25 protein-coding genes and 4 pseudogenes are annotated in these 26,604 nt (G+C 72.3%); 14 read left to right on the top strand and 15 right to left on the bottom strand.

Translation table 11 applies throughout. The features are described from left to right. The first annotated feature begins 43 nt into the window (after positions 1-43). From BBK82_RS34635 to BBK82_RS54865, 9 genes and pseudogenes are all read left to right on the top strand, one after another. Positions 44-951 (top strand): annotated as a pseudogene (locus tag BBK82_RS34635) (ATP-binding cassette domain-containing protein). Further along, positions 948-1,724: an ABC transporter permease gene (locus tag BBK82_RS34630; protein WP_065918734.1), complete on the top strand. Its 777-nt coding sequence runs from the start codon at positions 948-950 to the stop codon at positions 1,722-1,724. Before BBK82_RS34635 ends, BBK82_RS34630 begins: the two are co-directional and overlap by 4 nt. A 454-nt stretch (positions 1,725-2,178) precedes the next feature. Next, positions 2,179-2,871 carry a hypothetical protein gene (locus BBK82_RS34625; protein WP_154697663.1) on the top strand — a complete coding sequence of 231 codons (693 nt, stop codon included), beginning with the start codon at positions 2,179-2,181 and terminating at the stop codon, positions 2,869-2,871. After that, complete coding sequence (locus BBK82_RS50880) at positions 2,829-3,005, top strand: hypothetical protein (protein WP_170068013.1); 177 nt, start codon at positions 2,829-2,831, stop codon at positions 3,003-3,005. The genes BBK82_RS34625 and BBK82_RS50880 overlap by 43 nt, the downstream gene beginning before the upstream one ends. Continuing rightward, positions 2,972-3,223 carry a response regulator gene (locus tag BBK82_RS56910; RefSeq protein ID WP_418287463.1) on the top strand — a complete coding sequence of 84 codons (252 nt, stop codon included), beginning with the start codon at positions 2,972-2,974 and terminating at the stop codon, positions 3,221-3,223. Before BBK82_RS50880 ends, BBK82_RS56910 begins: the two co-directional genes overlap by 34 nt. Continuing rightward, positions 3,208-3,312, top strand: a pseudogene (locus tag BBK82_RS56905) (DNA-binding response regulator); the annotation flags it as partial. The gene BBK82_RS56910 and the pseudogene BBK82_RS56905, both read left to right, overlap by 16 nt. Before the next feature lie 129 nt (positions 3,313-3,441). After that, on the top strand, positions 3,442-3,633 hold the full coding sequence (locus tag BBK82_RS56900) for a winged helix-turn-helix domain-containing protein (RefSeq protein WP_418287534.1): 192 nt from the start codon (positions 3,442-3,444) through the stop codon (positions 3,631-3,633). Then, a complete protein-coding gene (locus tag BBK82_RS54870; protein WP_237047728.1) occupies positions 3,627-4,154 on the top strand; it encodes a hypothetical protein in 528 nt (175 codons plus the stop codon). The genes BBK82_RS56900 and BBK82_RS54870 overlap by 7 nt, the downstream gene beginning before the upstream one ends. Next, the gene (locus tag BBK82_RS54865) at positions 4,139-5,071 is read left to right on the top strand and encodes a HAMP domain-containing sensor histidine kinase (RefSeq protein ID WP_237047727.1); all 933 of its coding nucleotides are present in this window, start codon (positions 4,139-4,141) and stop codon (positions 5,069-5,071) included. The genes BBK82_RS54870 and BBK82_RS54865 overlap by 16 nt, the downstream gene beginning before the upstream one ends. Here BBK82_RS54865 and BBK82_RS34610 read toward each other — a convergent pair. Together BBK82_RS34610 and BBK82_RS34605 are read right to left on the bottom strand one after the other, a co-directional pair. Then, positions 5,058-6,035, bottom strand: a complete 978-nt coding sequence (locus BBK82_RS34610; RefSeq protein ID WP_065918732.1) for an NADPH:quinone reductase — start codon at positions 6,033-6,035, stop codon at positions 5,058-5,060. The genes BBK82_RS54865 and BBK82_RS34610 overlap by 14 nt on opposite strands. 33 nt (positions 6,036-6,068) lie before the next feature. Further along, a complete protein-coding gene (locus BBK82_RS34605) occupies positions 6,069-6,689 on the bottom strand; it encodes an NADPH-dependent F420 reductase (protein WP_065918731.1) in 621 nt (206 codons plus the stop codon). A gap of 83 nt (positions 6,690-6,772) precedes the next feature. Between BBK82_RS34605 and BBK82_RS34600 the strand changes: the two genes are divergently transcribed. Continuing rightward, complete coding sequence (locus tag BBK82_RS34600; RefSeq protein ID WP_237047726.1) at positions 6,773-7,273, top strand: MarR family winged helix-turn-helix transcriptional regulator; 501 nt, start codon at positions 6,773-6,775, stop codon at positions 7,271-7,273. 74 nt (positions 7,274-7,347) lie between these two features. Here BBK82_RS34600 and BBK82_RS56035 read toward each other — a convergent pair whose 3' ends face one another. The 5 genes from BBK82_RS56035 to BBK82_RS34575 are packed head-to-tail and all read right to left on the bottom strand — an operon-like array spanning position 7,348 to position 15,200. Next, a complete protein-coding gene (locus BBK82_RS56035) occupies positions 7,348-10,272 on the bottom strand; it encodes a CBM35 domain-containing protein (RefSeq protein ID WP_065918729.1) in 2,925 nt (974 codons plus the stop codon). 35 nt (positions 10,273-10,307) lie between these two features. Beyond that, positions 10,308-11,168, bottom strand: coding sequence for a carbohydrate ABC transporter permease (locus BBK82_RS34590; protein WP_065921574.1), 861 nt, complete (start codon positions 11,166-11,168; stop codon positions 10,308-10,310). Beyond that, the gene (locus tag BBK82_RS34585; protein ID WP_083268338.1) at positions 11,165-12,106 is read right to left on the bottom strand and encodes a carbohydrate ABC transporter permease; all 942 of its coding nucleotides are present in this window, start codon (positions 12,104-12,106) and stop codon (positions 11,165-11,167) included. The genes BBK82_RS34590 and BBK82_RS34585 overlap by 4 nt, the downstream gene beginning before the upstream one ends. 27 nt (positions 12,107-12,133) lie before the next feature. Beyond that, a complete protein-coding gene (locus BBK82_RS34580) occupies positions 12,134-13,510 on the bottom strand; it encodes an ABC transporter substrate-binding protein (protein ID WP_154697661.1) in 1,377 nt (458 codons plus the stop codon). Positions 13,511-13,526: 16 nt separating this feature from the next. Further along, a complete protein-coding gene (locus BBK82_RS34575) occupies positions 13,527-15,200 on the bottom strand; it encodes a glycoside hydrolase family 13 protein (RefSeq protein WP_218920426.1) in 1,674 nt (557 codons plus the stop codon). Between the two features lie 146 nt (positions 15,201-15,346). Here BBK82_RS34575 and BBK82_RS34570 point away from each other — a divergent pair, with 146 nt between their 5' ends. Beyond that, on the top strand, positions 15,347-16,366 hold the full coding sequence (locus tag BBK82_RS34570; RefSeq protein ID WP_071812732.1) for a LacI family DNA-binding transcriptional regulator: 1,020 nt from the start codon (positions 15,347-15,349) through the stop codon (positions 16,364-16,366). Between the two features lie 101 nt (positions 16,367-16,467). Here the strand turns inward: BBK82_RS34570 and BBK82_RS34565 are convergent, their stop codons facing one another. After that, entirely contained in the window at positions 16,468-16,761 is a 294-nt protein-coding gene (locus BBK82_RS34565) for a hypothetical protein (RefSeq protein WP_065918728.1), read from the bottom strand. On the opposite strand from BBK82_RS34565, the gene BBK82_RS34560 reads away from it, so the two are divergent. Continuing rightward, on the top strand, positions 16,747-17,946 hold the full coding sequence (locus BBK82_RS34560; protein WP_154697660.1) for a hypothetical protein: 1,200 nt from the start codon (positions 16,747-16,749) through the stop codon (positions 17,944-17,946). The two genes, BBK82_RS34565 and BBK82_RS34560, sit on opposite strands and share 15 nt — an antisense overlap. Before the next feature lie 26 nt (positions 17,947-17,972). Here BBK82_RS34560 and BBK82_RS34555 read toward each other — a convergent pair whose 3' ends face one another. From BBK82_RS34555 to BBK82_RS34545, 3 genes are read right to left on the bottom strand one after another with little or no spacing between them, the layout of a single operon-like run. Further along, positions 17,973-18,989 carry a hypothetical protein gene (locus tag BBK82_RS34555; protein ID WP_065918726.1) on the bottom strand — a complete coding sequence of 339 codons (1,017 nt, stop codon included), beginning with the start codon at positions 18,987-18,989 and terminating at the stop codon, positions 17,973-17,975. Further along, complete coding sequence (locus BBK82_RS34550) at positions 18,986-19,642, bottom strand: ABC transporter ATP-binding protein (protein ID WP_065921570.1); 657 nt, start codon at positions 19,640-19,642, stop codon at positions 18,986-18,988. Before BBK82_RS34550 ends, BBK82_RS34555 begins: the two co-directional genes overlap by 4 nt. Positions 19,643-19,662: 20 nt before the next feature. Beyond that, a complete protein-coding gene (locus BBK82_RS34545) occupies positions 19,663-20,763 on the bottom strand; it encodes a polyprenyl synthetase family protein (RefSeq protein ID WP_065918725.1) in 1,101 nt (366 codons plus the stop codon). 355 nt (positions 20,764-21,118) lie between these two features. On the opposite strand from BBK82_RS34545, the gene BBK82_RS34540 reads away from it, so the two are divergent. Both BBK82_RS34540 and BBK82_RS53100 read left to right on the top strand, forming a co-directional pair. Beyond that, the gene (locus BBK82_RS34540; protein WP_065918724.1) at positions 21,119-22,195 is read left to right on the top strand and encodes a terpene synthase family protein; all 1,077 of its coding nucleotides are present in this window, start codon (positions 21,119-21,121) and stop codon (positions 22,193-22,195) included. Further along, complete coding sequence (locus BBK82_RS53100; protein WP_218920425.1) at positions 22,180-22,527, top strand: hypothetical protein; 348 nt, start codon at positions 22,180-22,182, stop codon at positions 22,525-22,527. Before BBK82_RS34540 ends, BBK82_RS53100 begins: the two co-directional genes overlap by 16 nt. Positions 22,528-22,579: 52 nt before the next feature. Here BBK82_RS53100 and BBK82_RS53095 read toward each other — a convergent pair whose 3' ends face one another. From BBK82_RS53095 to BBK82_RS34515, 4 genes and pseudogenes are all read right to left on the bottom strand, one after another. After that, positions 22,580-22,825, bottom strand: coding sequence for an acyl carrier protein (locus BBK82_RS53095; protein ID WP_065918722.1), 246 nt, complete (start codon positions 22,823-22,825; stop codon positions 22,580-22,582). 136 nt (positions 22,826-22,961) lie between these two features. Further along, positions 22,962-24,463, bottom strand: a pseudogene (locus BBK82_RS34525) (acyltransferase domain-containing protein); the annotation flags it as partial. Between the two features lie 119 nt (positions 24,464-24,582). Then, positions 24,583-25,307, bottom strand: a pseudogene (locus BBK82_RS34520) (beta-ketoacyl [acyl carrier protein] synthase domain-containing protein); the annotation flags it as partial. Between the two features lie 35 nt (positions 25,308-25,342). Continuing rightward, on the bottom strand, positions 25,343-26,521 hold the full coding sequence (locus BBK82_RS34515) for a geranylgeranyl reductase family protein (RefSeq protein ID WP_065918719.1): 1,179 nt from the start codon (positions 26,519-26,521) through the stop codon (positions 25,343-25,345). Positions 26,522-26,604 lie beyond the last annotated feature (83 nt).

The raw sequence follows: 26,604 nt of genomic DNA, 5'->3' as shown, positions 1-26,604 counted from the left end.
CAGAGGTCGGTCAGACGGCCTCGCCAGGCTCGGTGCCATGACGATGATCGACGTGCGGGGGCTGACCAAACGGTACGGCTCCGACACCGTGGTGGACGACCTCTCGTTCACCGTCGAGGCCGGGCAGGTGACCGGCTTCCTCGGCCCGAACGGGGCGGGCAAGTCCACGACCATGAAGGTGGTCCTCGGACTGGTGGCGCCGACCAGCGGCTCGGTGGCGGTCGGCGGGCGCCGCTACCGCGACCTGCCGGTGCCGCTGACCGAGGTGGGTGCGCTGCTCGACGCGGGCGCGGTGCACGGTGGCCGCAGGCGCGGGACCACCTGCTGGCGCTGGCGGTGAGCAACGGCCTGCCGCGGCGGCGGGTGGACGAGGTGCTCGCGCGCACCGGGCTGGAGGCCGTGGCGACCAAACGGGCGGGCGGGTTCTCGCTCGGCATGCGGCAACGGCTCGGGATCGCGGCGGCCCTGCTCGGCGACCCGCGGGTGCTGATCTTCGACGAGCCGGTCAACGGGCTCGACCCCGAAGGCATCCGGTGGATCCGCGACTTCATGAGGTCGCTCGCCCGGGAAGGGCGGGCGGTGCTGGTGTCGAGCCACCTCATGAGCGAGATGGCGCAGACCGCCGACCACCTGGTGGTGATCGGGCGGGGCAGGCTCATCGCCGACACGGGCATGGCGGAGTTCATGCGCGGCCGGGGCGAGGGGACGGTGCTCGTCCGCACCGCCGAGCCGGACGTGTTCGCGCTGCGGCTGACCGCGGCCGGGGCAACCGTGCGGGAGGGGGCCGACTCGGCGCTGGTCGTGTCCGGGCTGGCGAGCGTGGAGATCGGCAAGCTCGCCGCCTACCACGGCACCGTGCTGGGCGAGCTCACGCCGCAGGTCCCGTCGCTGGAGGACGCCTTCATGGAGCTGACCGCGGACAGCGTCGAGTACCACGGGGTGACGGCATGAGGTTCTTCGGCCATGCGTTGCACGCGGAGTGGGTAAAGCTGCGCAGCCTGCAGTCCACCTGGAACACGCTCGCCTGCCTGTTCGGGGTGGGGCTGGGCGTCACGTTCCTCGCCACGAGCAAGGTGGGTGAGCAGTACGGGAGCGCGTCGGCCGCCGAGAAGCTGGCGTGGGACCCGACCGAGCGCAGCCTGACCGCGTACCTGGTGGCCCAGCTGGTCATCGGCGTGCTCGGAACGCTCGTGGTGACCTCCGAGTACGCGACCGGGCTGGTGCGGACGTCGCTGACGGTCACTCCACGCCGGCACCGGCTGCTCGCGGCGAAGGTGGTGCTGGCCACCGCGGTCGCCGTGGTGGCGGGTCAGGCGCTGATGTTCGCCACCTTCCTCATCGGGCAGACGCTCTTCGCGGCCCAAGGGGTGCCGAGCGCGCGGCTCGGCGACCCCGGCGTGCTCTCGGCCGTCGTGGGCGGCGGGCTCTACCTGGCGGCGATCGCGTTGCTGGCGATCGGGCTCGGCACGATCATGCGCGCCACGGCGGGTGCGCTCACCACACTGGTGGGCATCGTGTTCCTGGTGCCGGGCCTGGCGGGGCTGTTCCCGTCGTGGGTCCAGGGCGTGTTCGACTACTGGCCGACGCAGGGGGCCGCGGCGGTGTTCGCGACGGTGCCGGACCCGGCCTACCCGGACCCGTGGCTGAACCTGGGCGGGATGTGCCTCGGGGTGGCGGCGGTGCTGGCTGCCGCGTTCGTCGTCTTCCAGCGCCGTGACGTGTGATGGCGGCGCGGGAGGTGGGGCGCGGCCTGGTGGCGCGGGAGGTGGGGCGCGGTCTGGTGGCGGCGGTCGCGCTGGTGCCATGGGCGGTACCGCGGTGGCCGGTTGTGGTTGCTCGACGTGGGTCGGTACGCCGACGTCGCCGGGTGGCGGCGGCGGTGGTCGCGATGGCGGTCGGCGGTTCGGTGGAGTTCGGCGCGGTGCCGGGCGGCGCTGCGACGGACGGTGGTGCGCTGGGCGGTGGTCTGCTCGGCGGTGATGTGCTGGCGTGGGGCCGGCGGTGGGTGCCGTTCGGGTTGCGGGGCGACGCGGACGTGGTGCCGTCGGGGTCGCTGGTCGGTGCGCTGGTGCTGGGGTTGCTGCGCCACCGGAGCCCAGCGGCATCCCCCGCCAGCCGCATCCCCGGCTGGCGCATCCAGCCGCCGACCGTGACCGGCGGCCGCTGGAGGACGCGTCGTTGCGAGGGCTGCTCGTGCGCGGAGCGGCGGCGGTCGTCGCCCTCCCCGCCGGCGTGGCCGCGGTCGCCGCCTTCGCGCAGGGCACCGCGAAGCCATCAGGTGGCGGCGGTTCGACGGGTGGTTTCTCCGGTGTCTGCGGACTCCCCTCGATCGGCCCTCTGGGCCGTGGCGGGTCCGTCGGCTCGCTCGGCGTCACGTTCTCCGCACCGGTCGGGCCGGTGGTGCTCGGTGCGGTCGGCTTCACCCTCGCGGTGGTCGGCGCGTGCTGGTTGGCAGCCCGGTTCCGGCTCGCCCTGCGCGGTCCGTTGTGGACGGTCGCCGGGCTGGCCGCGGTGGGCCTGGTCGCGGCGCTCGTGGTAGGCGATCCGGCAGTGGCGGGCGGTGGCCTGCTGCTGTTCCCGACGGTCGTGTTCGGGGCGGTGCTGCTCGGGTTCGGACTGCCGTGGACGCTCCACGCGGACGGCGCGCTCGCGTGCGCCCTCGACGGTGTCACGCCGCCCTCGCCGGTGGGCCTGACGTGGTGGTGGCACTGCTGCTCCTGTTCGGCCTCGCGGCGCGCGGGCGGGGTGGCCGGCCGGTGCGCCAGGTGCTGTTGGTGGGTGCGGGAACGGGTGCGGCGCTCGGGTTGCTGGCGTGGTGGGTGTCGCGGATGTCGGTGCGGCTCGGTGTGGAGGCGTTCGGGTTCTCGCTGACGGTGCTGGACGTGTCGGCCGCGGTGCACCCGGTGGCCGCGGTGGCGGTGGGGTGCGCGGGTGGTCTGCTGGCCGGCGGGCTTCTCAGGTTGGTCTCCGTATGGTTGCCGGCGTGGAAGAACCGGGTCGGGTGACGACGCTGCTGGTGGTCGACGACGAGGCCACGGTCCGCGAGCTGTTGTCGGCGACGCTGCGCTTCGCGGGGTTCCGGGTGACGTCCGCGACGACCGGGGCCGAGGCGGTGGCGGCTGCCGCCGAGGAGCCGCCGGACCTGGTGCTGCTCCGCAGGGGCGGCGCGGGCCGGTGCCCGTGCTGTTCCTCACCGCGCGGGACCGCAAGGCGGACAAGGTGACCGGGCTGTCACTGGGGGCCGACGACTACGTGACCAAGCCGTTCGACCTGGAGGAGCTGATCGCGCGGATCCGGGCGGTCCTGCGGCGCACCTCCGGGCACCTGGAGGGCGTGCTGACCGCGGGTCCGCTCGTGCTGGACCCGGGGGGCCACCACGTGACCAGGGACGGCGAGCCGGTCCGCGTCTCCCCCACCGAGTTCCGGTTGCTGCGGTACCTGATGGAGAACGCCGGGCGGGTGGTGTCCAAGGCGCAGATCCTCGACCGGGTGTGGCGCTACGACTTCGGCGGCGACGCGGGCATCGTGGACACCTACATCTCGTACCTGCGGCGCAAGGTCGACGTCGGGGAACCCAAGCTGATCCACACCGTGCACGGCGTCGGGTACGTGCTGCGGGAACCCGCGTGCTGAGCCGGCTCTCGCTGCGCACCAGGCTGCTGCTGCTCACCGCGGGCCTGTTGCTCGCGGGGCTGGGCCTGGTCGGCGCGGTGGTGTCCGACCAGCTGGAGCGCTACCAGCTGGACCGGGTCGACGGCCAGCTGCACTCGCTCGGCGAGATCCTCTCGCGGGTGCCCGCCACGGGACCGCTCGACGCCGCGGGTTCCAGCCCGCGCGCCGACCTCCTCGACCCGGCGCTGCGCCTGATCGGCGCACCGTATCTGGTGTACCTGGACGAGGACGGCGCCGTGGTGGGCGATCTGCGGGCCAGCCGGGTGGACGGCGCGGTCCTGCCCGGGCCGGGCGAGCTGCGCACGGTGCCGACGGCGAACCCGTCGTGCTGCGGGCCGCGGACGGTTCGCGCTGGCGTGCCCGGCCGGCCGACCACCGGGTGGGACGGGACGGTCGTCGTCGCGGCGTCTCTGGATGCCGACGCCACCACCGCCCGGCTCCGCACGACGAGCCTGGTGAGTGGGCGGTGCTGGCGTTGCTGACGGCGGTCGGCTGGTTCGCGCTGGGGCGGGGACTGCGGCCGTTGCGCCGGATCGAGCACACCGCCGCGGCCATCGCCGACGGGGACCTGACCCGGCGGGTGCCCGTGCTCGCGCCGCCCAGCACCGAGGTCGGGCACCTGGCGACCTCGCTCAACACCATGCTGGGCCAGCTGGAACAGGCGTTCGCCGACCGGGCGGCGGCCCAGGCGCGGATGCGGACGTTCCTCGCGGACGTGAGCCACGAGCTGCGCACGCCGTTGTTCGGCATCAAGGGCTCGACCGAGCTGTACCGGATGGGCGGCATGCCGGACCGGTCCGATGTGGACGAAGCCATGGCCCGCATCGACCGCGAGGCCACCCGGCTCACCAGCCTCACCGAGGACCTGCTCCTGCTGGCCCGGCTGGACGAGGCACCGCGGGCGCAGCTGGACGCCACCCCGATGGACCTGCGCACGCTGGCGGGCGACGCCCGGCACGACCTGCTCGCGCTGGACCCGTCCCGGCCGGTCGAGCTCACCGGGCCCGGAGGGAGCGGACCGCCCGGCCCCGCTCCCGTGCACGCCGACGAGGACAGCCTGCGCCAGGTCGTGACGAACCTGATCGGCAACGCCGCCACCTACACCCCGGCTGGCAGCCCCGTGCGCATCGGCGTGGGCACGGCGAACGGCCGCGCCGTGCTCGAGGTGGCCGACCGGGGTCCCGGGTTGGCCGCCCACCAGGCGGAGCGCGTGTTCGACCGGTTCTACCGCGCCGACCACTCACGCCACCGTGCGGGCGGCGCGAACGCCGGGCTGGGACTGGCGATCGCGCGCGCCCTGGCCCGTGCCCACGACGGTGACGTCGAGCTCGACACGGTCCTGGGCGAGGGCGCGTGTTTCCGCCTCACCCTGCCGGTGAGCTCGTTCAGGGAAGGGTGACCAGCACGCGACCTCGACCGCCGGCGTCGACCCGTTCGTGCGCCGCGGCGATCTCGGCGAGCGGGAAGAGCTGTCCGATGTGGACTCTCACCGCACCTGCGGCCGCCGCTGCGGTGAGGTCACGGGCGGCGGCTCGTTTCGCGGCGGGCGGGAAGTCGTCGCTGCCGAACAGGCGCACGGTCACGTTGGCGAACAACAACGGCCAGAACGGCAGTTCGGTGCGGTCGGTCCGGGTGCCGTAGGCGGCGATGACGCCGTCGTCCGCGATCACGGCGGTGTCCAGGTCCGCGTTGTCCGACAGGGACACTTCGATGATCCGGTGCACACCATTCGGTGCGTGGGCCCGGATCTCCGCCGCGCTCCCGGGATGGTCGAGGGCGACCGCGTGCGCCACGACCTCGGGGTCGACGAGGTCGAGGTCGCTCGTCCTGGTCACCGTGCCGAGGACCGTCGCGCCGGCCCAGCGCGCGAGCTGCGCGGCGAGCGACCCGACACCGCCGAGAACGCCGTGCACCAGGACGGTCCGGCCGTCGACCGGGCCGTCGGCGAACACCGTGCGGTGCGCGGTGATCCCCGGGATGCCGAGGCTCGCCGCCAGCTCGTCCGGCACGTGGTCCGGCAGCGGCAACGCCAGGTGCTCGGGCACCACGACGTACTGCGCGGCCGTCCCGAACGCCCGGTAGGACTGCGCGCCGTACACCCACACGCGCTGCCCGACTCGGTCGCGGTTCATCCCCTCCCCGACGGCGTCGACCACACCCGCGGCGTCGCTGTGCGGGATCACCCGCGGAAACGGCATCGAGGAACCCAGCCAGCCCCGCCGTTTCTTCGTGTCGCCGGGGTTCACCCCGGACAGCCGCACCGCGACCCGCACCTCACCGGGACGGGGCTCGGGATCGGGCAGCTCCCCGACCCGCAGGACCTCAGCGGCCGCCCCGTGCCGGTCGTACCAGGACGCGAACATCGTGCTCCTCCCGAACGCGTGGTCGCCGCGGTGTCAGGCCGTCGGTCCGGCGAGCCGCCAGCCGCTCTGCCAGCTCCAGCCGTGGCGCGCGTTGAGGGTGATGTTGAGGAACGCGAGCTCCTCCAGCGACCGGGCCATCCGCAGCCCGCCCGCGTCGACCGGCCGGAAGCCCAGCGAGGACAGCAGCTCCGCCACGACCTGCTTCGCCGCCTCGTCATCGCCCGCGTAGTAACCGTCGAGCGGGCTGCCGTCCTCGGTGGCGTTGCCCAGCCGGGAGGCGAGGACCGTGTTGACCGCCTTGACCAGCTTCACCCGCGGCGCGGCGGCGGCCAGGTGCTCGGCGTGGCTGGTGCCCGCGGTGGTCAGGTCGCTGAAGCTCTCGTTGAGCGGGTTCGTGGCGTCCACGACGACCGCGCCGGTGTCCTCGATCTCGGCCAGCACGTCGGCCGCGACCCCGGCGGGCACGGCCAGCACGACCACGTCCGCTGCCTTCGCCGCGTCTGCTGTGCTCGCCGCGGTGCCGCCGACCCGCTCGGCCAGCCTGACCGCGTTCTCCTCGTGGGCGGCGGAGATGGTGACCTGGTGCCCCGCGGCGACGGCAGCCCCGGCGAGTCCCGAACCGACGTTGCCCGCTCCGATGATCGCGACCCTCATGACAGCCTCCAAATAGTTCAATCTTGAACTTTCTGGGATGAAGGCTAGGAGCGAAAGGTTCAAGCGTCAAGTAAATTGGTGGTGTGACCCAGGACTCGGAGGAGCCGCGCTGGCTGACCGCCTCGCAACGACTGGCGTGGCTCGACATGGTGCGTGTGCTGACCAGACTGCCCGCGACGCTGGAGGCGCAGCTGGAACGCGACGCCGGGCTGACGTTCTTCGAGTACCACGTGCTGTCGATGCTGTCGGAGATCCCGAGCCACACGCTGCGGCTGAGCCGACTCGCCCAGCTGACCAGCTCGTCGCTGTCGCGGTTGTCGAACGTCGTGAAGCGGCTGGAGGGGCGTGGTCTGCTGGCGCGCGAGCCCGACCCGCACGACCGCCGGGCGAGCTGCGCGGTGCTGACCGAGGCGGGGATGGCGGCCGTCGAGCGGGCGGCCCCCGGACACGTCGCCGTGGTGCGCGAGCTGGTGGTGGATCCGTTGGAAGCGGAGCAGCTGAGCCAGTTGCACGCGGCCCACGAGCGGATTCTGAGCCGGCTCGACCCGGCTTCCTCGACCCGGCCGGAGTGGCTGGAGGGCTGAGCAGGGGTGGCGGGTGTGTCGCGGTGCCGTGAGGTCGTGGCACCGGGACACACCCGCGGACGATGAAACGCTAGCTACCAGCCGGAGTTGCCGGTGCCGCGCTGCACGGAGTACCGGTTCTCGTCGTTCACCATGCCCAGGCTGCCGCTGCCCTTCACCCCCGTCACGGTCACCCGGTCGAACCGACCGGTGCCGGTCACCAGGTTGAAGTGCAGGCCGTGGGAGCCGGCGTTGGACACCGGGACGCCCTTGTCGTCGGTGAACGCGTCGGTCGCGCCGCCGGTCCCGTTGACCTGGACGTTGTCGACGGTCAGGTTGGTGATCGCCTTGTTCCAGCTGAACAACACGCCGTGGTAGCTCGCGTCGGTGATCTCCAGGTCCCTCAGCACCACGGCGCCGGTGATGTCGGACTTCTCGGCGAACAGCCAGACGGCGCCGGTGTGGGTGTTCCAGTCCCAGTTGCGGGTGCCGGCGCGGGTGAGGGTGGTGCGCTGGACGGTCGTGGTGCCGCCGAACGGTTTGGCGTCGTGCCAGCTGGAGACCATGACGCCGGCGCCGTTGAACACCGTGTCGGTGACCAGCGAGTCCTCGATGCGGTTGTCGGTGCCGCCGTAGATCGCGGCGCCGTTGGCGAGGATCGGCAGGGAGATGGTGTTGAACGCGAACACGCTGCGGCTGACGGCGCTGTTGGGGTTCCACGACCACATCGCCATGCCGTCGTCGCCGGTGTTGCGGAAGGTGCTCTGCTCGACGCGGACATTGGTGGTGGGGCCGTTGTTGCCGTTGACGTTGAGGCCGTCGGCCATGGTGTTGCGGACCCGCAGGCCCGCCGCGTAGAAGCCGTCGGCCTGTTTGAGCCACAGGCCGGTCTTGGCGTGGTTGGTGGCCACGTTGAAGATCGTCGCCCCCGAACCGGACTCGACCTCGACGAACGAGTCGGAGTTCGGGGCGTCGTCGGGGTCGCGGGTGGTGACGTCGCCGTCGAAGGTGAGGTCGGCGATGGTGGTGCCGGCGCCGGTGATGGCGAAGCCGCCGCGGCGGTTGGCGCCGTTGAGGACCGTGTGCCAGATGCCGGCGCCGCGGACGTCGACGCCGCTGACGTTCACGATGCTGTTCAGGTTGTACTGGCCCGCGGGGAGCCACACGCCCTTGGCCGCGGTGCCCTGAGCGGCGGCGACGGCCGCGCGGAGGCCGGTGCTGTCGTCGGCGCCGTCACCGGGGTTGGCGCCGTGGGTGCGGGCGTCGACGTACCCCGAGGGCGCGGTGGTCGCGGTGGCGACCTCGGCGTCGAGGAGGTCGACGGTGATGTACGCGCTCGCGCCGGTGTCCTTGGCCAGGCGGATCACGGTGCCCGCGGGGTAGGTCTGCGGGAGCAGGAGGCGGGCGTCGTCGAAGTAACGGTGCGGGCGGGCGCCTCCTGGGCCCTCCGCGAACGGGTAGGCGCCGTACATCCAGCTGTACCTGGAGGTCAGCGGCAGGTCACCCACCTTGCTGCCGTTCGCGTAGACCGCCAGCGGCGCGGTGGTGCCGTCGGGGGTGCTCGCGCGGACGGTGAGGGCGTTGGCGGGCTTGGTGAGGGTGATCTGCACGTGCTGGCCGGTGCCGGTGAGCTTGACGGCGCTGCGCCCGGAAGCCTCGGCGGCCTCGGTGGTGTACTGGCGGGCCGGGCTGAGCCTGGTGCCGGTGGTGGTCGCGGCTTCGGCTTCGTAGGTGGTGAACGGGACGGTGGCGCCGCGGGCGGCCAGGGCGGTCGAGCCGGTCACGGCGATGTTGTCGAGCTGGACGCCGGTCGCGTTCTGGTAGCCGATGATGTTCAGGCCCGCCCGCAGCGAGGCGGTGTGGGTGGTGGTCCGCCAGCCGCTGCCGCCGGTCAACGAGAGCGGTGTGCCCTTGACGCCGTTGACGTACGGGGTGATGGTGCCGGAAGCGGATGCGGTGTACCGCAACGTGATCGTGGCGGTGCCGGCGGCGGTCTGGTTGACCGTCCGGATGACCCGCGCACTCGTGCCGGGCAGCGACACCGCGCCGGTACCGGTCGCGCCCGCCGTGGTGGCCGGGACGGCGCCGCCGCCGAGAAAGCCGGTCTCCAGCTCGACGGTCCCCCCGGGGGTGGGCTCGGTGGTGTCCGGGGAGAGGGCGACGCTGTCCAGGTTGACGTTGCCGTTGTCGTTGCCGCCGAAGGAGATCACGACGGTGTTGGCACCCGCGGCGGTGGTGACCGGGACGGTCGCGGTGCCCCACCCGGCCCAGGACGCGGTCGCGGGCAGCGAGACCTGCTGGGCCGTGCCGTTCACCGTCGCGGTCATCGTGCGCGGCGAGCCGGTGCCGTTGGCGTAGCGCAGGGTCAGGCTCGCGCGGGTGGCGGTGCTGGAGATCGTGAACGTCGCCGCCGCGCCCCGGTTGGCATCGACGAAACCGCCGACGTAGCCGCTGCCGGTGTGCCCGGCGTGCTCCGACTCCACTCGCGCGCCGCCGGAGAGCGTGCCGGTCTCGGCCTCCACGACCCCCGCGGCGGGGGTCACCGGCTCGACCGACAGGCTGTCGACGTTGACGTTCCCGTTGTCGCCGCTGCCGTAGGACACCGCGAGGGTGTTGGCGCCGGCGTTCAGGGTGACGTCCTGGCTCACCGTGCCCCACGACGCCCAGCCCGCGGTGGCCGGGAGGGAGAGCTGCCGGGTGCCGCCGTTGACGGCCAGGGTGAGGGTGCGGGTGCTGCCGGTTCCGTTGGCGTAACGCAGGACCAGCCGGTTCGCGCCCGCCGTCGACCCGCTCGTGGTGACGGTGACCGCGGCCGCACCGCGGTGGGCGTCGGTGAACCCGCCGACGTAGCCGGAACCGGTGTACCCGGCGTGCTCGGTCTCGGCCCGTGCGCCGCCGGACAGCGCGGCCGACTCGGCCTGGTAGGTGGTGGGCGCAGCCGACACAGCGGCGACTCCGCTCGCCACGAGGGCAGCAGCCAGTACCGCGACTTTGAGAGCCGCGGGGAGTTTCTTCAACATCGTTGTTGTTCTCCAGGGCGAAATGGGGACAGGGCTCAGCCTTTGACGGCTCCTTCGAGCGCGCCGCTCTGCAGGAACAGCCGTTGGAACACCAGGAACAGCGCCACCGGGATCACCGACGAGATGGCGAGCGCGGCGAGGAACACGTCGAGCTCGACGTAGCGCTGCAACGCGGGCAACCGCACCGACAGCGGCTGCACCGCCAGGTCGGGCAGCACCAGCAGCGGCCAGAGGAAGTCCTTCCAGCTGGCCACGACGGCGAACACCGACACCACACCCAGGATCGGGCGCGACAGCGGCAGGACGACCGACCAGAACACCCGCACCGGTCCGGCGCCGTCGACCCGTGCGGCCTCCAGCACCTCGCGCGGCAGGTTCGCGAAGAACCGTTGCACCAGCACGACGTTGAACGCGCTGGCACCGGCGGGCAGCCACACCGCCCAGAACGTGTTGATCATCCCGGTGCGCACGACCGTCAGGTACAGCGGCACCAGCAGCACGATCGCCGGGACGAACAGCGTGCCGAGCACCACGGCGGTGACCAGCGGCCCGTAGCGCGGCCGCAGGACCGCCAGCGCGTAGCCGGCCGTGGTGGCCACGACGAGCTGCACCAGCCACGACCCGGCGGCGATCACCACGGTGTTCAGGAAGTACCTGTCGATCTCGACCCTGGTCCAGGCGGTGGCCAGGTTGGCCAGGTCGAGGCCGCCCGGGAAGAGCGCCAGCGGCGTCCGCAGGGTGTCCTGGGTGGGCGTGACCGCGGCCTTCGCGAGCCACAGCACCGGCCCGAGCCCGGTGAGCAGCAACGCTCCCAGCAGCAGGCCCTGCACCGCGCGCAACGTCCGGCGGATCGCCGGGGTCGCCCGTTCCGCCGGGGAGATCAGCCCGCGCTTCACGACGCGCTCCAAGACCGGGTCACGCGCAGGTAGATCGTCGAGAGCACGGCCAGGACGGCGGCGAGCATGATGCTCAACGCGGTCGCTGCGCCGTAGTCACCGCCGAGGCTGCTGGCGAAGGCGTAGTCGTAGATCAGCAACAGGACCGTCATCGTCGAGTTCGCCGGACCACCGCCGGTGAACAGGAACGGTTCGAGGAACACCTGCGCGGTGCCGATGATCTGCAGGATGAACGTCACCAGCAGCACACCCCGCAGCCGCGGCAGCGTGACGTGCCAGACCTTGCGCCAGATGCCGGCGCCATCGATCTCGGCGGCCTCGTACTGCTCGACGGGCACCCCGGCCAGCGCCGCCAGATAGATGATCACCGTGCCGCCCGCCGCCGCCCAGGTCGCCTCCAGCACCAGCGCCGGCATGGCGCTGGCGGGGTTCTGCAGCCACTGCCACGGTCCCAGGCCGACCCAGCCGAGCACGGTGTTGAACACCCCGGACGGGCTCGCGTCGTAGAAGAACTTCCACAGCAGCACGGCGACCACCGGCGGCACCACCACGGGCAGGTAGGCCAGCGCGCTGAACAGCCCGCGCCGGGCCCGGACCTCGCTGATCAGCACGGCGGCGACCAGCGGGACCGGATAGCCGAACACCAGTGCCAGCACCGCGAACCACAGCGTGTTGCCGACCGCCGTCCACAACAGAGGGTCGTTGAGCACCTGCGCGAAGTTGTCCAGGCCGACGAACGTGACCGGGCCGACGAGGTTCGTGCGCTGGAAGCTCATCACGACCGACTGCACGATCGGTGCCCAGGAGAACACCCCGAAGACCACCAGCAGCGGCAGCAGGAACAGCAGGCTGGTCAGCCCGCCGCGGCGGACCCAGGTGACCGGCGTGCACCGGCGTCGTGGTGCCTGTGGCGGCGGTGGTGGGACAACCGCTGCCACAGGAGCTTCGGACTGGAGGACCACCGCTCAGCCCCGGCCGATCGTGCTCTGCACGTCGGTGTCGGCCGCCTTGAGCAACGCGGCGATGTCCGTGCCGCGTTCGGTGAGCAGCTTCTGCACCGTCGTGTCCAGGATCTTGTAGACCTCCTGAGTGGACTTGGTGGGCTCGGTGACCAGCGGCTGGTCGAACATCTTGTCGGTGTAGGGCTTCATCTGCGCCAGCGGCACGTTGACGTACTGCTTGACCCACTCCTGCTGCTTGTCGTAGGTGGCGCGGTCCACCACCGGCAACGCCGGCACACCAACGGGTTGCTTCGTCTCGGCGAGGGTCTTCGCGTCGGCGACGGCGGCGTCCTGGTCGGTCAGCTTGCCCATGTAGTAGAAGTCGATCCACTTCACGGCGGCGTCCTTGCCGCGTTCGCCCGCGTTCGGGCTGACGACGGCGAGCGTGCCGCCACCGAGCACACCGGCCTCGGGCTTGGCGGCCAGCGGGAGCGCGGCGACGCCGTAGTCGGCGGGCTTGAGGCCGTTCTGGGTGACCAGGTTGCCGTAGTTGCCACCGCCGGAGACGTACATGCCGATGCGGCCGGCGGCGAAGTCCTGGTTGATGCCCGCCCAGTCGTAGAGGAAGTTCGCGCCCATGGAGTTGTCGTCCCACCGCATGGCGCGCAACGTGGAGAGGACCTCGGTCATCTCCGGGGTGTCGATGGTGGCCTCGGCGGTGTCACCGGTCAGCTTCTCGGTGCGCCCGCCGAACGCGTAGTCGAGCGTGGTGAGGATCCACCCGCCGGTGTTGCCCTGGGTCATCTGCGCGTACCCGGCCTGGCCGGTGCGCTCGGCGATCTGCTTGGCGGCGGTGCGCACCTCGGCCCACGTCGTCGGCGGCTTGTCCGGGTCGAGCCCGGCCTGGGTGAACAGCGTGCGGTTGTAGTGCAGGGCCTGGCCGTAGGCGGCGATCGGGACCGCCCACTGCTTGCCGTCGGCGGCCTGGCCCGCCTTGGCGATGGCCGGGTTGAGCGCCCCGGCGTAGGGCAGGGTGGCGACCTGGCCGCTGATGTCGGCGATCTGGCGGCGTTCGATGAGGCCGCGGCCGTCGGTGAACGGCACGGTCAGCACGTCCGGCACGGTGCCGCCGGCGAGCTGCGCGGTGAACGTCGCCGCCGTCCAGGTGTACTCCTGGGGCTTCACGTCGATGTCGGAGTGGGCCTGCTCGAACTGGGCGACACGGGCGTTGAACGCCTCGACCGCCTTGCCGTCCAGCCCGGCGTCCATGGCGACGGTGAGGACGACCTTGCCCTCGGCGTTGAGCTCGTCGTCGGGGGTGGACGCGCAGGCGGTGAGCGCGAGTGGCAGCGCGAGTGGCAGCGCGAGGGCGGCGAAGACTCTGGAACGGTGGGACATCATTGTCTCTCCAGGGGAACTACACGCGCAGCCAGGCGGCGGCGTCGGTGGGCAGGCAGGCCCCGGCAGACGGGGCGGTGGCAGGCAGCCCGGCGGCGGTCGCGGGCAGGGCGGTGGCGGTGGCAGGCGCGGTGCCGGTGAGCGGGGCGCTGGTCAGCAGGATCTCCTCGTGGGGCGGCAGCGGGAGCGGGTCCGGTCCGAAGTGGACCACGCACACCACGTCGTCACGGCGGAAGGCGATCGTGTCGGGGCCGAGGTCGATCCAGTCGAACGACTCCCCGCTCAGACCCGGTTCGGCGCGGCGCAGAGCGAGTGCGGACCGGTACAGCGACAGCATCGACGCGGGGTCGTCGTGCTGCGCCTCCACCGACCGGTTGCCCCAGCCCGCCGGTTGGGGCAGCCACGTGGGCTGCCCGTCCTCCGGCCCGAACCCGTGCGAGCGGCCATTCCGAGTCCACGGCAGCGGCACCCGGCACCCGTCACGTCCGGGGTCGACGCCTTCTGACCGGAAGTGCATCGGGTCCTGCAGCACCTCCAGCGGCAGGTCCTCGACCTCGGGCAACCCCAGCTCGTCGCCCTGGTAGACGTACAGCGCGCCGGGCAGCGCCGCCGTCAGCAACGCCGCCGCCCGCGCCCGCCGCTCCCCCAGCTCCAGGTCGGTGGGCACGCCGAACTGCTTGGCCAGGAACGAGAACGACGTCTCGGCACGCCCGTAGCGGGTCACCGGGCGGGTGACGTCGTGGTTGGACAGCACCCAGGTGGCGGGCGCGCCGACCGGGGCGTGTGCGTCCACGGTGGACGTGATGGAGTCGCGCAGCTCCTTGGCGTCCCAGGGCCGGCCCATGAAGTCGAAGTTGAACGCCGAGTGCATCTCGTCGGGGCGCAGGTAGCGGGCGAAGCGCTTCTGGTCGTCCAGCCACACCTCGCCGACCAGCACCCGCGGCTCGGCGTAGGAGTCGGCCACGGCACGCCACGAGCGGTAGATGTCGTGCAGCTCGTCGCGGTCGACGAACGGGTGCTCGCCGGCGGCGTAGGTCTCCGGCACCTCGGGCAGCGCGGGGTCCTTGACCGGCATGGACGCCGAGTCGACCCGGATGCCCGCCACACCGCGGTCGAACCAGAACCGCAGCACGTCCTCGTGCTCGCGCCGCACGTCGGGGTGGTTCCAGTTGAGGTCGGGCTGCTCGGGCGCGAACAGGTGCAGGTACCACTGCCCGTCGGGCACGCGGGTCCAGGTGCCGCCCGCGAAGCTCGACCGCCAGTTCGTCGGGGGCAGCTCGCCGTGCTCACCGAGACCCTCGCGGAACCAGAACCGTTCGCGCTCGGGCGATCCGGGACCGGCGGCCAGCGCGGCCTGGAACCAGGCGTGGTCGCTGGAGACGTGGTTGGGCACCACGTCGACGATCGTGCGGATGCCCAACGCCGCCGCATCGGCGATGAGCGCCTCCGCGTCGGCCAGCGTGCCGAAGGCGGGGTCGATCCTGCGGTAGTCGGCGACGTCGTAGCCGCCGTCGGCCATCGGCGAGAGGTACCAGGGGGTGAACCAGATGGCGTCGACCCCGAGGTCGCGCAGGTGGCCGAGGCGGGCGCGCACCCCGGCGAGGTCGCCGGCGCCGTCGCCGTTCGCGAAGCTGCGCGGGTAGACCTGGTAGATCACCGCGGTGCGCCACCAGGGCGGCGGGTCCGTCGTCACGGTGCGAATCCCCTCGTTCGATTTTCGGCGCGCGACAGCTCGCCGATCACTGCAGATCAAGTTAGGTATAGCGCTAAATCTGCGTGGTGTGGAAAGCTAGCCTGCGGCACAGACGGTGTCAACGACGGAAATCAGAGGGGCAGCTCTTGCGAGTCACCTTGAAGGACATCGCGGAGGCGGCCGGCGTCAGCACGATGACCGTGTCCAACGTGATCAACGGCAAGAGCGCGCGGGTCTCTGCGGAGACCGTCGAGCGGGTCCGCCGGATCATCGACGAACGCGGCTACGTGCCCAGCGCGTCGGCCCGCAGCCTCGCCGCCAACCAGTCCCGGCTGGTCGGCCTGCTGGTGCCCGCGGCCACCGAGGACAGCCTGGCGATCAGCCCGCACAACATCGCGATCATCGGCCAGATCGAGCGCAGGCTCCGCAAGCGCGGATACCACCTGCTGCTGCGCGGCGTCTCCGACACCTCGGAGATCGGCGAGGCGCTGCGCTCGTGGAGCCTCGACGGCGCGGTGCTGCTGGGCTTCCTGGACGAGGAGGTCACCGGCCTGCGCCGGCGCGTCATCGGCGCCACCCCGGTGCTCGCCGTCGACAGCTACTCCGCCAACCCGCTCACCACGGGCGTGCGCTCCGACGACTTCACCGGCGCCCGCCTGGCGGCTGCGCACCTGCTCTCGCTGGGCCACCGCAGGATCGTGTTCGCGGGTCCGTCGTTCACCGACGTCGGTGTCGTGCACGAGCGCTTCCTGGGTTTCCAGAAGGCTTTCGAGGAATCCGGGTTGTCCACTGCGGACTGTCCGGTCGAGACGCTGAACACGACGCACGAGAACGGCGTCGCACTGGGCAGGCGCCTGCTCGACGCCCACCCGGACGCGACCGCCGTGTTCGCCACGGCGGACATCCTGGCGATCGGCATCATCGAGGGCATGCTGGAGGCCGGGGTCGGCGTGCCGGACCGGGTGTCGGTGGTCGGCTTCGACGACCTGGACATCAGCGCGTACATCACGCCGAAGCTGACGACCATCGCACAGGACATCGTGGGCAAGGCGACCCACGCGGTGGACCGGTTGCTCGCGCTGGTCGAGGGCGGCGAACGGCCGGCGGACCCGCTGGTGCTGGACGTGCGGCTGGTGACCCGCAACTCGACGGCACCGCCGCGTTAGCAGCGGACCTGGAACCCGGAGCACCGGCCGATCGCGCTCCGAGCACGCAAAGCCGATCCGGTGCCGGGCCGAGTCCCGGTCGTGATCACCACCACGCAGGCTCAGGCCATGCGAGCTGGGGGTTTCCTGCGCTGGGTGGCGCATCCGGTCACGATCGCGGCCACCGCGGTCCTGCTGGTCAACGACCACGTGCTCAAACAGGCGTGGCCGGGGCTCGTGACCGGCAAGCTCAGCGACTTCGCCGGTCTGGTGGTCGCGCCGGCGGTGCTGGCGCTGCTGTTCCCGGTGGGACGGCACGCGGCGGCCGTCGCGGTCGCGCTGACCGGGGCCGGGTTCGCGTGGGTCAAGACGACCGGTGCGGGCGCCGAGGTCGCGTCGGCGTGGTCGGTGGTCAACGGGCCTCCGTCGTCCTGGCCGATCCGGCCGACCTCGTCGCGTGCCGCGGGCTCGCCTGGTGGACCTGGCGCGGGCGCGGCCGCTCCCCGTTGCCGGACGGCCTGGCCCACCGGGTGCGGCTGGTCGTGTCGCTGCCGTTCGCGGTGCTGGCGGTCGCCGCCACCTCGGCGCCGCACGTCTCATTGCCGGCGGTCGAGTCGGTCCGGGCCGGCGACGGCGGCCAGGTGGTGATCGGCGTGGACGAACGGTTCTTCAGCTCTCCCACCGGCGTCGGCGACTGGACGCCCCTGGCTCAAGCACCGTCGGAACGCCGGCCGCAGCTCGAAGCCTGCGTGCCGGGTGCCATCACGCAGTGCTACCGCGTGCACGGCGGCGGCGAGCTCAGCTACGACGAGGAGCCACCGCGCGGTGGCCGGTTGCTCGGTGTCGACGAGACCACCGACGGCGGGCAGACCTGGCGCACGGTCTGGGAGGTGCCCGCCGCCCGGTGGGAGTTCGTCGAACGGCGGCACCTCATCCCGAGCGGCGTCGACCGCAGCTCCAAGATCGCGAGCGTGGACGTCCTGGTCCGGGCGGCGCCGGGCGGGCACGAGGTGTTCGTGGCCAACGGTGCGGAGGGCATGGCGGTCCGCGGCACCGACGGCGCTTGGCGCAGCGTGCCGGTCGTGGTCGCCGGGTTGGACATCCGCCCCACCCCGCTCACCGGGTTCGGTCAGGTGATCGGTGACCACCTGGTCCAGGCCGGGCTGGTCGTCGTGCTCGCCCTGCTGGTCGGCATGGCCGTCGCGGTCGGCCGGGCGCGGGCCCGGCCGAAGGTGCTGCTGCCGTTCGCCGTGCTGCCCGCGTCGGCACTCGTCGTCGGCGGCTGGGTGGGGTTCTTCTTCGCCACGGCCGACGAGACCGGCCCTGGCCTGGTCTACGCGCTGTGCCTGACCGGTGTCGCCGTCGGCCTCACCCTCGTCCAGGCGACGGTTCCACGGCCACGCGCGGCGGTGGTGGCCGCAGCCGCCGTCCTCGCCGGGCTCGCGCACCTCGGACCGGTGCTCGGCTGGACGGTCGGCCGACCGGCCGGGCTCGACTTCGCCACCGACCTCGGGCTGGCGTTGGCGCTGGGGTGCTCCTTCGTGGTCTTCGCCGCCGGGTGGTGGGCCGGTTCCACGCCCCGGACGGCCGACCGGACGTGATCACGGTCAGGGCGCTTCGAACACGGTCAGGGCGCTTCGAACACGGTCAGCTTCGTCGCGGCCGGTCTGCGCACACGTTGCCGTGGCACGGTTTTCTCGCACGTGCAGCCCGGCGGCTCGGAGCACACCATGATCGGCCCGGCCGTCGACTCGATCACCAGGGTCCCGTCGGCGCGGGTGGTCACGACGACCGTCGCGGTCTGCGGGGCGGACGCCGTGGTGTGGGCGGCGTGGTCCTTGGTCCGCCAGTGGAACGCGGTGGCACCCACCAGGCTGAAGGCCAGCAGCCACACCAGGCCGAGCAGGGCGTGGCCGACGGCGCCCTCGTCGGTGAACCCGGCGACCGCGGCCGCCTGCATCGAACCGTAGGTCGGCAGCAGGCGGACCGGGCCGAGGTCGGCCGACGGGTTGATGATGGGGTTCTGCACCATCACGTCGACCAGGCTCACCATGATGATGACGAACATGCCGGCCAGCTCGGTCGACAGCGCCAGGCCGAGGACCATGCCGAGCCCGCCGTAGGTGAGCGCGCTGGTGAAGAGGCTGAACCCGATGAGCGCGACCTGGCGCGGCTCCCAGAACAGGTCCATGACGACCGTGGCGTAGAGCGCGGTCACCACGGCCATGAGGACCAGCGCCACGAGCTTGGCGACCAGCATGCACGACCTCGGGTGGCCGGCCAGGACGAGCCGCTGGTCGAAGTCGCTGGAGCGCCGCACGGACGCGAACTGCATGAAGCCGATGATCAGGGTGACCGCGTTGATGGCGCCCGAGATCATGGCCAGCTCGTTGGCGTCGACCCGCATCGCGTGACCGAGCACCTGGGAGTGGAACTCGACGGTGTTGTTGGGGATGACGGCGTGGACGATGCCGAGCCAGAGCGGGATGAAGCACACCACCAGGCCGAGCGCGAGGTGGTTGCGGGTGTGCTGGGTGATCTCGAAGCCGGCGGCCTTGAGCAGCTTCGCCCACCACGTGGTGCGCCCGTCGAGGGAGCTCCTCACCGCGCGCAGGTCGGCGAGCAGAGCGGAGGGCGGCTTCACGACGTGACCTTCCTGCCGGTGGGGATGCGGCGCGTGGTGGTCTTCTCGGCGACGACCTTGCCGGCCCGCAGCCGGTGCAGGCGGTCGAACCTCTTGACGTCGTGCGCGATGTGGGAGATCACCAGCACGGACTGGCCGCGTTCGCGCAGCTCGCGGGTGATCGACCAGAACGTGAGGTAGTTGTCCCAGTCGAAACCCTGGTACGGCTCGTCCATCAGGACCACGCCGGGGTCGTGCATGAGCGCGAGGACGAGGTTGAACTTCTGCTTGGTGCCACCGCTCAGCACGCCGGCCTTGCGGCGCAGGTAGCGGGTGAGGTCGAGGCGCTCCACCAGCTCGTCGGCACGGGTGAGGCTGCTGAGCTGGTAGGCGCTCTGGAAGTAGCGCAGGTGTTGTTCGACGGTCAGCTCGTTGTTGACGACGATGCGCTGCGGGCAGTAGCCGAGGCGGCCCTGGTGCACGACGCTGCCGCGGTCGGCTTTCAGCTCACCGGACAGCACGCGCAGCAGGGTCGTCTTGCCGGCGCCGTTCTCCCCGATCACCCCCATGATCTCCCCCTGGCGCAGGGAGAACTCGACACCCTGCAAGACCTGGTGCGAGCCGAAGGCCTTGTGCAGGTCCACGGCGCGCAAGGCGAAGTCCTCAGTGGACATCGCGCTCCCTTCGAGTTCGGTCACCGCGTGCGGGTGGTGGCGGACACGACGAGCTCGGCCAGCCGTGGCTTGACCTGGGGCGCGATGGCCGCCGACGCCAGCACCGCCAGCGCCTGCCGTGCCCGGTTCTCGATCAGCTCCTCCACGCGGGTGACGGCGCCCGTGTCCCGCAGGACCGCGCGCAACCGGTCGGCCTCGTCGTGGTCCAGGTCGGGTTTTCCGTGCAGGGCGGTGATGATCGCGCGTTGCGCGGCGGTCGCGTGCCGCCGCGCCAGGGCCATCAGCACGGTCCGCTTGCCCTCCCGCAGGTCGTCCAGGGCGGGCTTGCCCGTCACCGCCGGGTCGCCGAACACGCCCAGCAGGTCGTCGCGCAGCTGGAACGCCTCGCCGACCGGCCGGCCATAGGCGCCGCAGGCGTTCAGGACCCGTGCGCTGGCACCGGAAAGCACCGCACCGATGCGCAACGGCAGCTCCACCGTGTACCGCGCGGTCTTGAGCCGCACGACCCGCCACGCCCGCCGCAGCTCGTCGCCGTCGGACCCGATCGTGCCGGCCAGGTCGAGGTACTGCCCGGCGACCAGCTCGGTGCGCATGGTGTCCACGAGCCTGCGCACGGCTCGTCTGCGCCCGCCCTCGACCTCGACGGCGGCCAGCAGCTCGTCCGACCACACCAGGCAGAGGTCGCCGAGCAGGATCGCGCCGCTGGTCCCGAACCGCTCGGCGGCCCGCTCGCCGCCGGTGCCGTCGTAGCGCGCGGCGAGGGCCCGGTGCACGGTCGGCCGGCCACGCCTCAGATCGGAGGCGTCCATGACGTCGTCGTGCACCAAGGCGAAGGCGTGGAACAGTTCCAGGGCCGCGCCGACGACGACCGGCTGCTCGGCGCCGGGGTCACCGCCACCGGCCAGCCACCCGCAGTGGCAGAACAGCGGCCGCAGCCGCTTGCCGCCGCGCAGGAAGTCGCGCAGCAGCGTCACCAGCGGCGGCAGGCACGCGTCCGGAGCCGAGTCGGTCTTCGCGGCCAGGAACGCGGCCAGTGCCGCGTCCACCCGTTCCCGGACCAGGCCGGGACTCAGACCACCGGCGACGGCGGGTGTCGGCGGGGCGACGAGTTCGGTGGCCATGTTCTCTCCAAAACCGGAAATGAGCGTCGGACAAACGAGAGCGAGAGCCGAAGGGAATGAACCACCCCGAAATTAGCATCGACCATCGGCACGCGGCGAGCCCAACCGCGAAATGCGCCCGGGTTGGACGCCCGGACGTGTCCACTCCGGACTGCACGCAGCCAGTTTCCCTTGTTCTTCAAGAAATCACGCACTCCTTCGAGTGCACGACGGCCCCTCTTTGGCATGAATCGACAAAGCTCGCTTGAATCGATCTACCGGTTGCGGCAGCTTCGGCCGTATCCGCCGGCGCGGAATTTCCCGAAACCGCGAGCCGGTACTTCTGCGCTTCAAAGATATTTTCCGAGGAGAACCGATGACCGCCCTCGACCACCCCGTCGAGCACCGGCGTTTCTACTGCCCGCTGCCGCCGGCGATCCACCCGCGCGCCGAAGAGGCCGAACGCGAGGCCATCGCCTGGATGGACCGCATCGGGCTGTGGGCGGACGACAGGCAGCGCAGACGGCTCGTCGGCACCAACAGCGCCGAGTTCTACGCCCGCTTCGCGCCGCGGGCCACCGACGCCGGTCTGCAGGTCGCCGTGCGGTGGGTGTACTGGGGCTTCATCTTCGACGACCTGCGCTGCGACTCCGGCGCGTTCAGCACCCGGCCGCACGAGTTCCTGCGCATGGCGGGCGTTCTCCAGCGCGCCCTGGAGACACCGTGGCACCCGCTGGTCGCCGACCCGCTCGTCCTTGCGCTGCAGGACATCGGCCGCAGCATGCACGAGTGCGCCACGCCGACGCAGGTGCAGCGGTTCGTCCACGCGCACCGGGCGTGGCTCTACGCGGTCGCCTGGCAGATCGCCGACCACGCCGACGGCCGCATGCCCGATCTCGCCGAGTACACCACCATGCGCAGCCACAGCGCGGGAGGGGCACCGACGATCGCGCTGCTGGAGATCGCCAACGGCACCGAGGTGCCCGCTGCGGAGATGGACTCCCCGGCGGTCCGCGCGCTGACCGAGATGATGGTCCTGATCGCCTCCTGGGACAACGACCTGCACTCCGTCGCCAAGGAGAGGCGGGACGGCGAGGCGCGGCAGAACATCGTCACCGTCCTGGCGCACCAGCACGGGATCAGCGAGGACGTCGCCGTCGGCAGGGCACGGGCGTTGCGCGACCGCGTGATGACCCGCTTTCTGGTGCTGCGCGAGGAGGTCCTCGCCCGCCCGTGCAGTCCCGCGCTGCGGGAGTACCTGGTGTGCCTGGGCCACGCCATCCGCGGCAACATCGACTGGGCGTTCAACGTCCCCCGCTACACCTCGGTCGACGGCTCCCGATCGGCCGTTCCCGCTCCGCGCGCCGAAGCCAGCTGGACCTCGGGTCCGTGCGACACCACCGCGGACCCGCTGCCCGTACCCGCCACCGCCTGGTGGTGGGACGAACTGTGACCGGCATCCACGACAGGGAGACCACCATGCACCGCTTGCCGTCCGTGCTCACCGCGATCGCCGTCGCCTGCACGTCCGCGATCCTCACCGCCGCACCGGCGACCGCCGCACCCGAGGCCGCCTCCCGCCTCGCGGCCGAACCCGCCGTGACGACATCGGACGCCGCCACCGACCGCCTGTCGGCGTGGAAGCGCTACCGCAAGTTCGAACACGTCCTGCTCTGCGAGGCGGCGGGTGCCGGCGGGGTCGCCGCGGGCCGGTGGAGCCAGTGGCGGTGTGACGACCAGAACGTCCTGTGGGTCAACACGATCGACGCCCTGCCCCTTCCCTGACCATCACCCAGCGGGCCGGCCGACCGGGAGTCCCCCGGTCGGCCGGTCCGCGTCATCCGGAGCCGACGAGCGTGCCCAGGACCGAGTCGACGTGGCCGGCGAGCTCCGCGGGTGACGGGTGCGCCCAGACCTCCGCCGGGGCGACCGCCACGTCCAGGTCGGTGCGGAGCTTGCGGGTGAAGGCGACGGCGAGCAACGAGTCCAGTTCCAGGTCGGTGAAATTCGCATGCGCCGCAACCGCTCCGGGTTGCATGCCCAGCAACGCGGCCAGGACGTGCACCAGCGCTTCCTGCACCATCAGCAGCCTGGCCGGGCCCGGTGGCTCCGAACGCGGGTCGAGGCCGGGGCCCGCCTCGTGCCGGGCGGTCTCCCCGGTGCTGGAGCGTCAGCAGCGGGTGCGGTGACAGTTCCAGGAACACCCGGTGCCCGTCCTCGACCAGCGCCCGGCAGGCGCGGTCGAAGCGGACCGGCGCGCGCAGGTTCCGCGCCCAGTAGGCGTTGCCGAGCACCACCGGCTCACGCGGGTCGGACGCCGTGGAGTAGAACGGCACCTCCGCCGGTGCGCCCGGGAGCCACGCCGTCCGCTCGGCGATGTCGGTCAGGATCGGCTCGACCTGCGGTGAGTGCGCGGCGACGACCACGTTGACCGGCTTGCAGAACACCCCGCGCTCGCGCCAGCCGCGCAGCAGGTCCTCGACGGCCGCGGCGGTACCGGCGACGACGGTGGACGCGGGTGCGGTCACCACCGCCACCGACACGTCCGGGACGGCGGCGATCTCGGTCTCGACCTGCTCGACGGGCAGCGCGACCACGGCCATGCAGCCGCCGGCGACCCGTCGGAGCAACGACGAGCGGGCGATCGTGATGCGCAGCCCCTCCTCCGGGGTCAGGACGCCCGCCGCCACAGCGGCCGCGGCCTCACCCATCGAGTGGCCCACCACGGCGGCCGGGCGCAGGCCGCGGTCCGCCACATCTCCGCCAGCGCCGTCTGCACCGTGAAGACCACCGGCTGGACCAGGTCCATCCGCTCCAGCGGCTCACCGGTGCTCAGCAGCCGCCGCACCGGGACGCCCTCGGCCGACGCCACCGCGCCGAGCCGGTCGACCACGCGGGTGAACGCGGGATCGCGGTCCAGCAGGTCACGCGCCATGCCCGGCCACTGCGAGCCGTGCCCGGAGAACACCCACACGGGCATACCGGGATCGTTGGTCGGCCCGGTGACGACGTCCGGGTGCTCGTGCCCGTCGGCCACCGCGCGCAACGCGTCCACCAGCCCGGCGCGGTCGGCTGTCACCACGCAGGCCCGCGTGGACAGGTGACTTCGGTGCGCCGCCAGGGTGTGCGCGACGTCCGTCACCGCGTCCGATGTGGACTCGACGTGGTCGGCCAGCCGCCGGGCCGTCGCGGCCAGGCCTCCCGCGGAGGCGGCCGACTCCGCGCAGACCACCGCCTGGTCACGCCGGGTGTGCCGGCTGCGAGGCGGTGCGAGCGGTGCCTGTTCGACAGTTGCGTGGGCGTTCATGCCGGTGACGCCGAACGCCGAGACCCCGGCACGGCGCGGACGACCGCCGCCGTCCCACGGGGTGGTGTCGACGGGGACGACGAACCGCGTTCCCCCGGCGTCGATCGCGGGGTTCCACCGGGTGAAGTGCAGGTTGGCCGGGATGACACCCCGGTGCACCGCCAGCGCGGCCTTGATCAGCCCGAGCACGCCGGCCGCGCTCTCCGGGTGGCCGATGTCGGTCTTCAGCGACCCCAGCGCGCACGGACCGCCGGACCCGCCGTACGCGTCGGTCAGCGCGGCGAACTCGATCGGGTCGCCGACCTTCGTGCCGGTGCCGTGGGCCTCCACGTAGCCGATGTCGCCCGGACCGACGCCCGCCGCGCGCACCACCGCGCTCTGGGCGGCGGGTGACGGCTGGGTGATGCCCTGCACCCGTCCGGCGTGGTTGGTCGCCGTGCCGGTGACGCCGCCGGCACGCGGTCCCGTCGCTGCGCGTCGGCCAGCCGTTTCAACGCCACCACGCCGCAGCCCTCACCGCGCACGAACCCGTCCGCGCTCGCGTCGAAGGCCGCGCAGCGTCCCGCGAGGACAACGCACCCGCGCGGGCGAACCCGACCAGCCCGCCCCACTCCAGCTGCACGGTCACCCCGCCGGCCAGCGCGAGGTCGGACTCCCGCTCATGCAGGGAGCGGCACGCCAGGTGCAGGGCGACCAGCGACGACGCGCAGGCGCCGGCCACCGCGAGCGACGGCCCGTTGACGTCGAGGATGTAGGAGATCCGGCCGGGCGCACCCGAGGGCACCGCGGAGATGCCGTGGCAGACGTCGAAGTCGGCCATGGTGAACCGCTTGGCGTAGTCGGCGCCGGAGATGCCGATGAACAGCCCGGTCCGCGAGCCCGCCAGCGACCGCGGCGGCACCCCGGCGTCCTCGAGCGCCTCCCAGGTCGTCTCCATCAGCAACCGGTGCTGCGGGTCCGCACTGGCCGCCTCGCGCACCGGCACGCCGAAGAAACCGGGGTCGAACTCGTCCACGCCGTCCAGAAAGGACCCGCTGCCCAGCGCCGCCGAGTCCGCGAGGTCTGCCGGCACCACCCGTTCCCCCTCCGGCCACCGCGCGCCGGGGTCGGAACCGGCCACGACGTCGCGCCGGTCCAGCAGCAACCGCCGCAGCTCCTCCGCCGAGGTGACCCCGCCGGGAGCCCGGCACGCCGTCCCGATGATCGCGACCGGCGTCTGCCTGGCACTGTCCTGGTCCACACTGGATCCTTCGTGCATTTCCTCGCTGTGGAGAGAAGAAGGAGCATCTGTGCTCAGGAGAAGAGCGCGAGCGCCTTGAGCGCGCCGCGGGCGACCGGCGTGCCCAGCAGGGCCGGGATCGTGGTGTCACCGCCGAGGTACGAGTCGACCCTGCGCCACACCGGCGGGAAGGCGGTCAGCGCGGTGTGGACGACCTGGGGACGCCTGGTGAAGACGTTCATGACCTGCCGGGAGGCCGCCATCTCGGTCTCCAGCGTGGCGCGCACCGCGTAGGTGTAGTCGACGCAGGCCCGCTCGACGTCCTCGGTGTGCCCGGCCTGCGCGATGGCGGCGGCCGCCACCCCGGCCAGCGCACCCGAGCGCAGCGCGAAGGAGATCCCCTCCCGCGACCACGGGTCGCACAGACCGGCGGCGTCACCGGCGACGAGCGTGCGGTCGCGGGTCAGCGGCGAGTCGGGCCGGCGGCATCTGGTCAGATGTCCCGTGTCGTGCAACGTGGTCTGGTCGGCCAGGCCGTGGCGTTCCAGGAACTCCCGCAGGTACGCCTTGGTGGCCTCGCCCTGCCCGCGCGCCGCGACCACACCGGCCGTGCAGACGTCGCCCTTGGGGAAGACCCAGCCGAACGAGCCGGGCAGCGGCCCCCACTCCATCAGCATCCGGCCGCGCCACCGGGACGCGTCGCGCGGATCGACGAGGACCTCGACCTCCAGCGCGAGGTCCACCTGCTCGCAGCGGACGCCGACGTGCCTGCCCACGCGACTGGCGCTGCCGTCGGCGCCCACCACCGCCCGCGCGCGGATCCGTTCCCGACCCGCGTGCACGGCCACCTCGCCGGTCGCGTCCTCCAGCGCCGTCATCACGGTCCGGTCCCTCACCACCACACCGGCGTCGGCGGCCACCTTGGTGAGCGCGGCGTCCAGCTCGTCGCGGAACACCATCCTGCAGCGCGTCCCCGCGGTGGAGTCGAGGGTGCGTTCGCGTCGTCCCCGCAGGGAGAACGTGACGGCGTCGATCTCGTCGTGGACCGCGACGCCGAGCCCGGTCGGCAGCGCCGCCTGCGAGCAGCCGATCAGCCCGCCGCCGCAGGTCTTGTACCGCGGCACGGCGGCGCGTTCCAGCAGCAGCACCTCGCACCCGGCCTGCGCCGCCACCCTGGCCGCCGTCGTCCCGGCCGGACCCGCGCCGATGACCACCACGTCCCACAACTGCCCGCCGATTCGATTCGTCGCCATGCGAGTGCCACTCCGAGTGGGATTCGGACGCACATTTCGCGCCCGATGAGAAATAGACGTTCCACTCGAACGTAACAACGGTT

The sequence above is a fragment of the Lentzea guizhouensis genome (assembly GCF_001701025.1).
GTDB classification, from domain to species: Bacteria; Actinomycetota; Actinomycetes; order Mycobacteriales; family Pseudonocardiaceae; genus Lentzea; species Lentzea guizhouensis.
Note: the sequence above shows the minus strand (reverse complement) of the source record. Positions and strands in the feature narration are given on the sequence as shown.

Bases quoted from the DNA above. Each gene is read 5' to 3' on its own strand.
- BBK82_RS34630 (WP_065918734.1), top strand. From the start codon at position 948: ATGAGGTTCTTCGGCCATGCGTTGCACGCGGAGTGGGTAAAGCTGCGC.
- BBK82_RS50880 (WP_170068013.1), top strand. From the start codon at position 2,829: ATGTCGGTGCGGCTCGGTGTGGAGGCGTTCGGGTTCTCGCTGACGGTG.
- BBK82_RS56910 (WP_418287463.1), top strand. From the start codon at position 2,972: ATGGTTGCCGGCGTGGAAGAACCGGGTCGGGTGACGACGCTGCTGGTG.
- BBK82_RS56900 (WP_418287534.1), top strand. From the start codon at position 3,442: ATGGAGAACGCCGGGCGGGTGGTGTCCAAGGCGCAGATCCTCGACCGG.
- BBK82_RS34610 (WP_065918732.1), bottom strand. From the start codon at position 6,035: ATGTTCGCGTCCTGGTACGACCGGCACGGGGCGGCCGCTGAGGTCCTG.
- BBK82_RS34605 (WP_065918731.1), bottom strand. From the start codon at position 6,689: ATGAGGGTCGCGATCATCGGAGCGGGCAACGTCGGTTCGGGACTCGCC.
- BBK82_RS56035 (WP_065918729.1), bottom strand. From the start codon at position 10,272: ATGTTGAAGAAACTCCCCGCGGCTCTCAAAGTCGCGGTACTGGCTGCT.
- BBK82_RS34580 (WP_154697661.1), bottom strand. From the start codon at position 13,510: ATGATGTCCCACCGTTCCAGAGTCTTCGCCGCCCTCGCGCTGCCACTC.
- BBK82_RS34550 (WP_065921570.1), bottom strand. From the start codon at position 19,642: ATGTCCACTGAGGACTTCGCCTTGCGCGCCGTGGACCTGCACAAGGCC.
- BBK82_RS34545 (WP_065918725.1), bottom strand. From the start codon at position 20,763: ATGGCCACCGAACTCGTCGCCCCGCCGACACCCGCCGTCGCCGGTGGT.
- BBK82_RS34540 (WP_065918724.1), top strand. From the start codon at position 21,119: ATGACCGCCCTCGACCACCCCGTCGAGCACCGGCGTTTCTACTGCCCG.
- BBK82_RS53095 (WP_065918722.1), bottom strand. From the start codon at position 22,825: ATGGTGCAGGAAGCGCTGGTGCACGTCCTGGCCGCGTTGCTGGGCATG.
- BBK82_RS34515 (WP_065918719.1), bottom strand. From the start codon at position 26,521: ATGGCGACGAATCGAATCGGCGGGCAGTTGTGGGACGTGGTGGTCATC.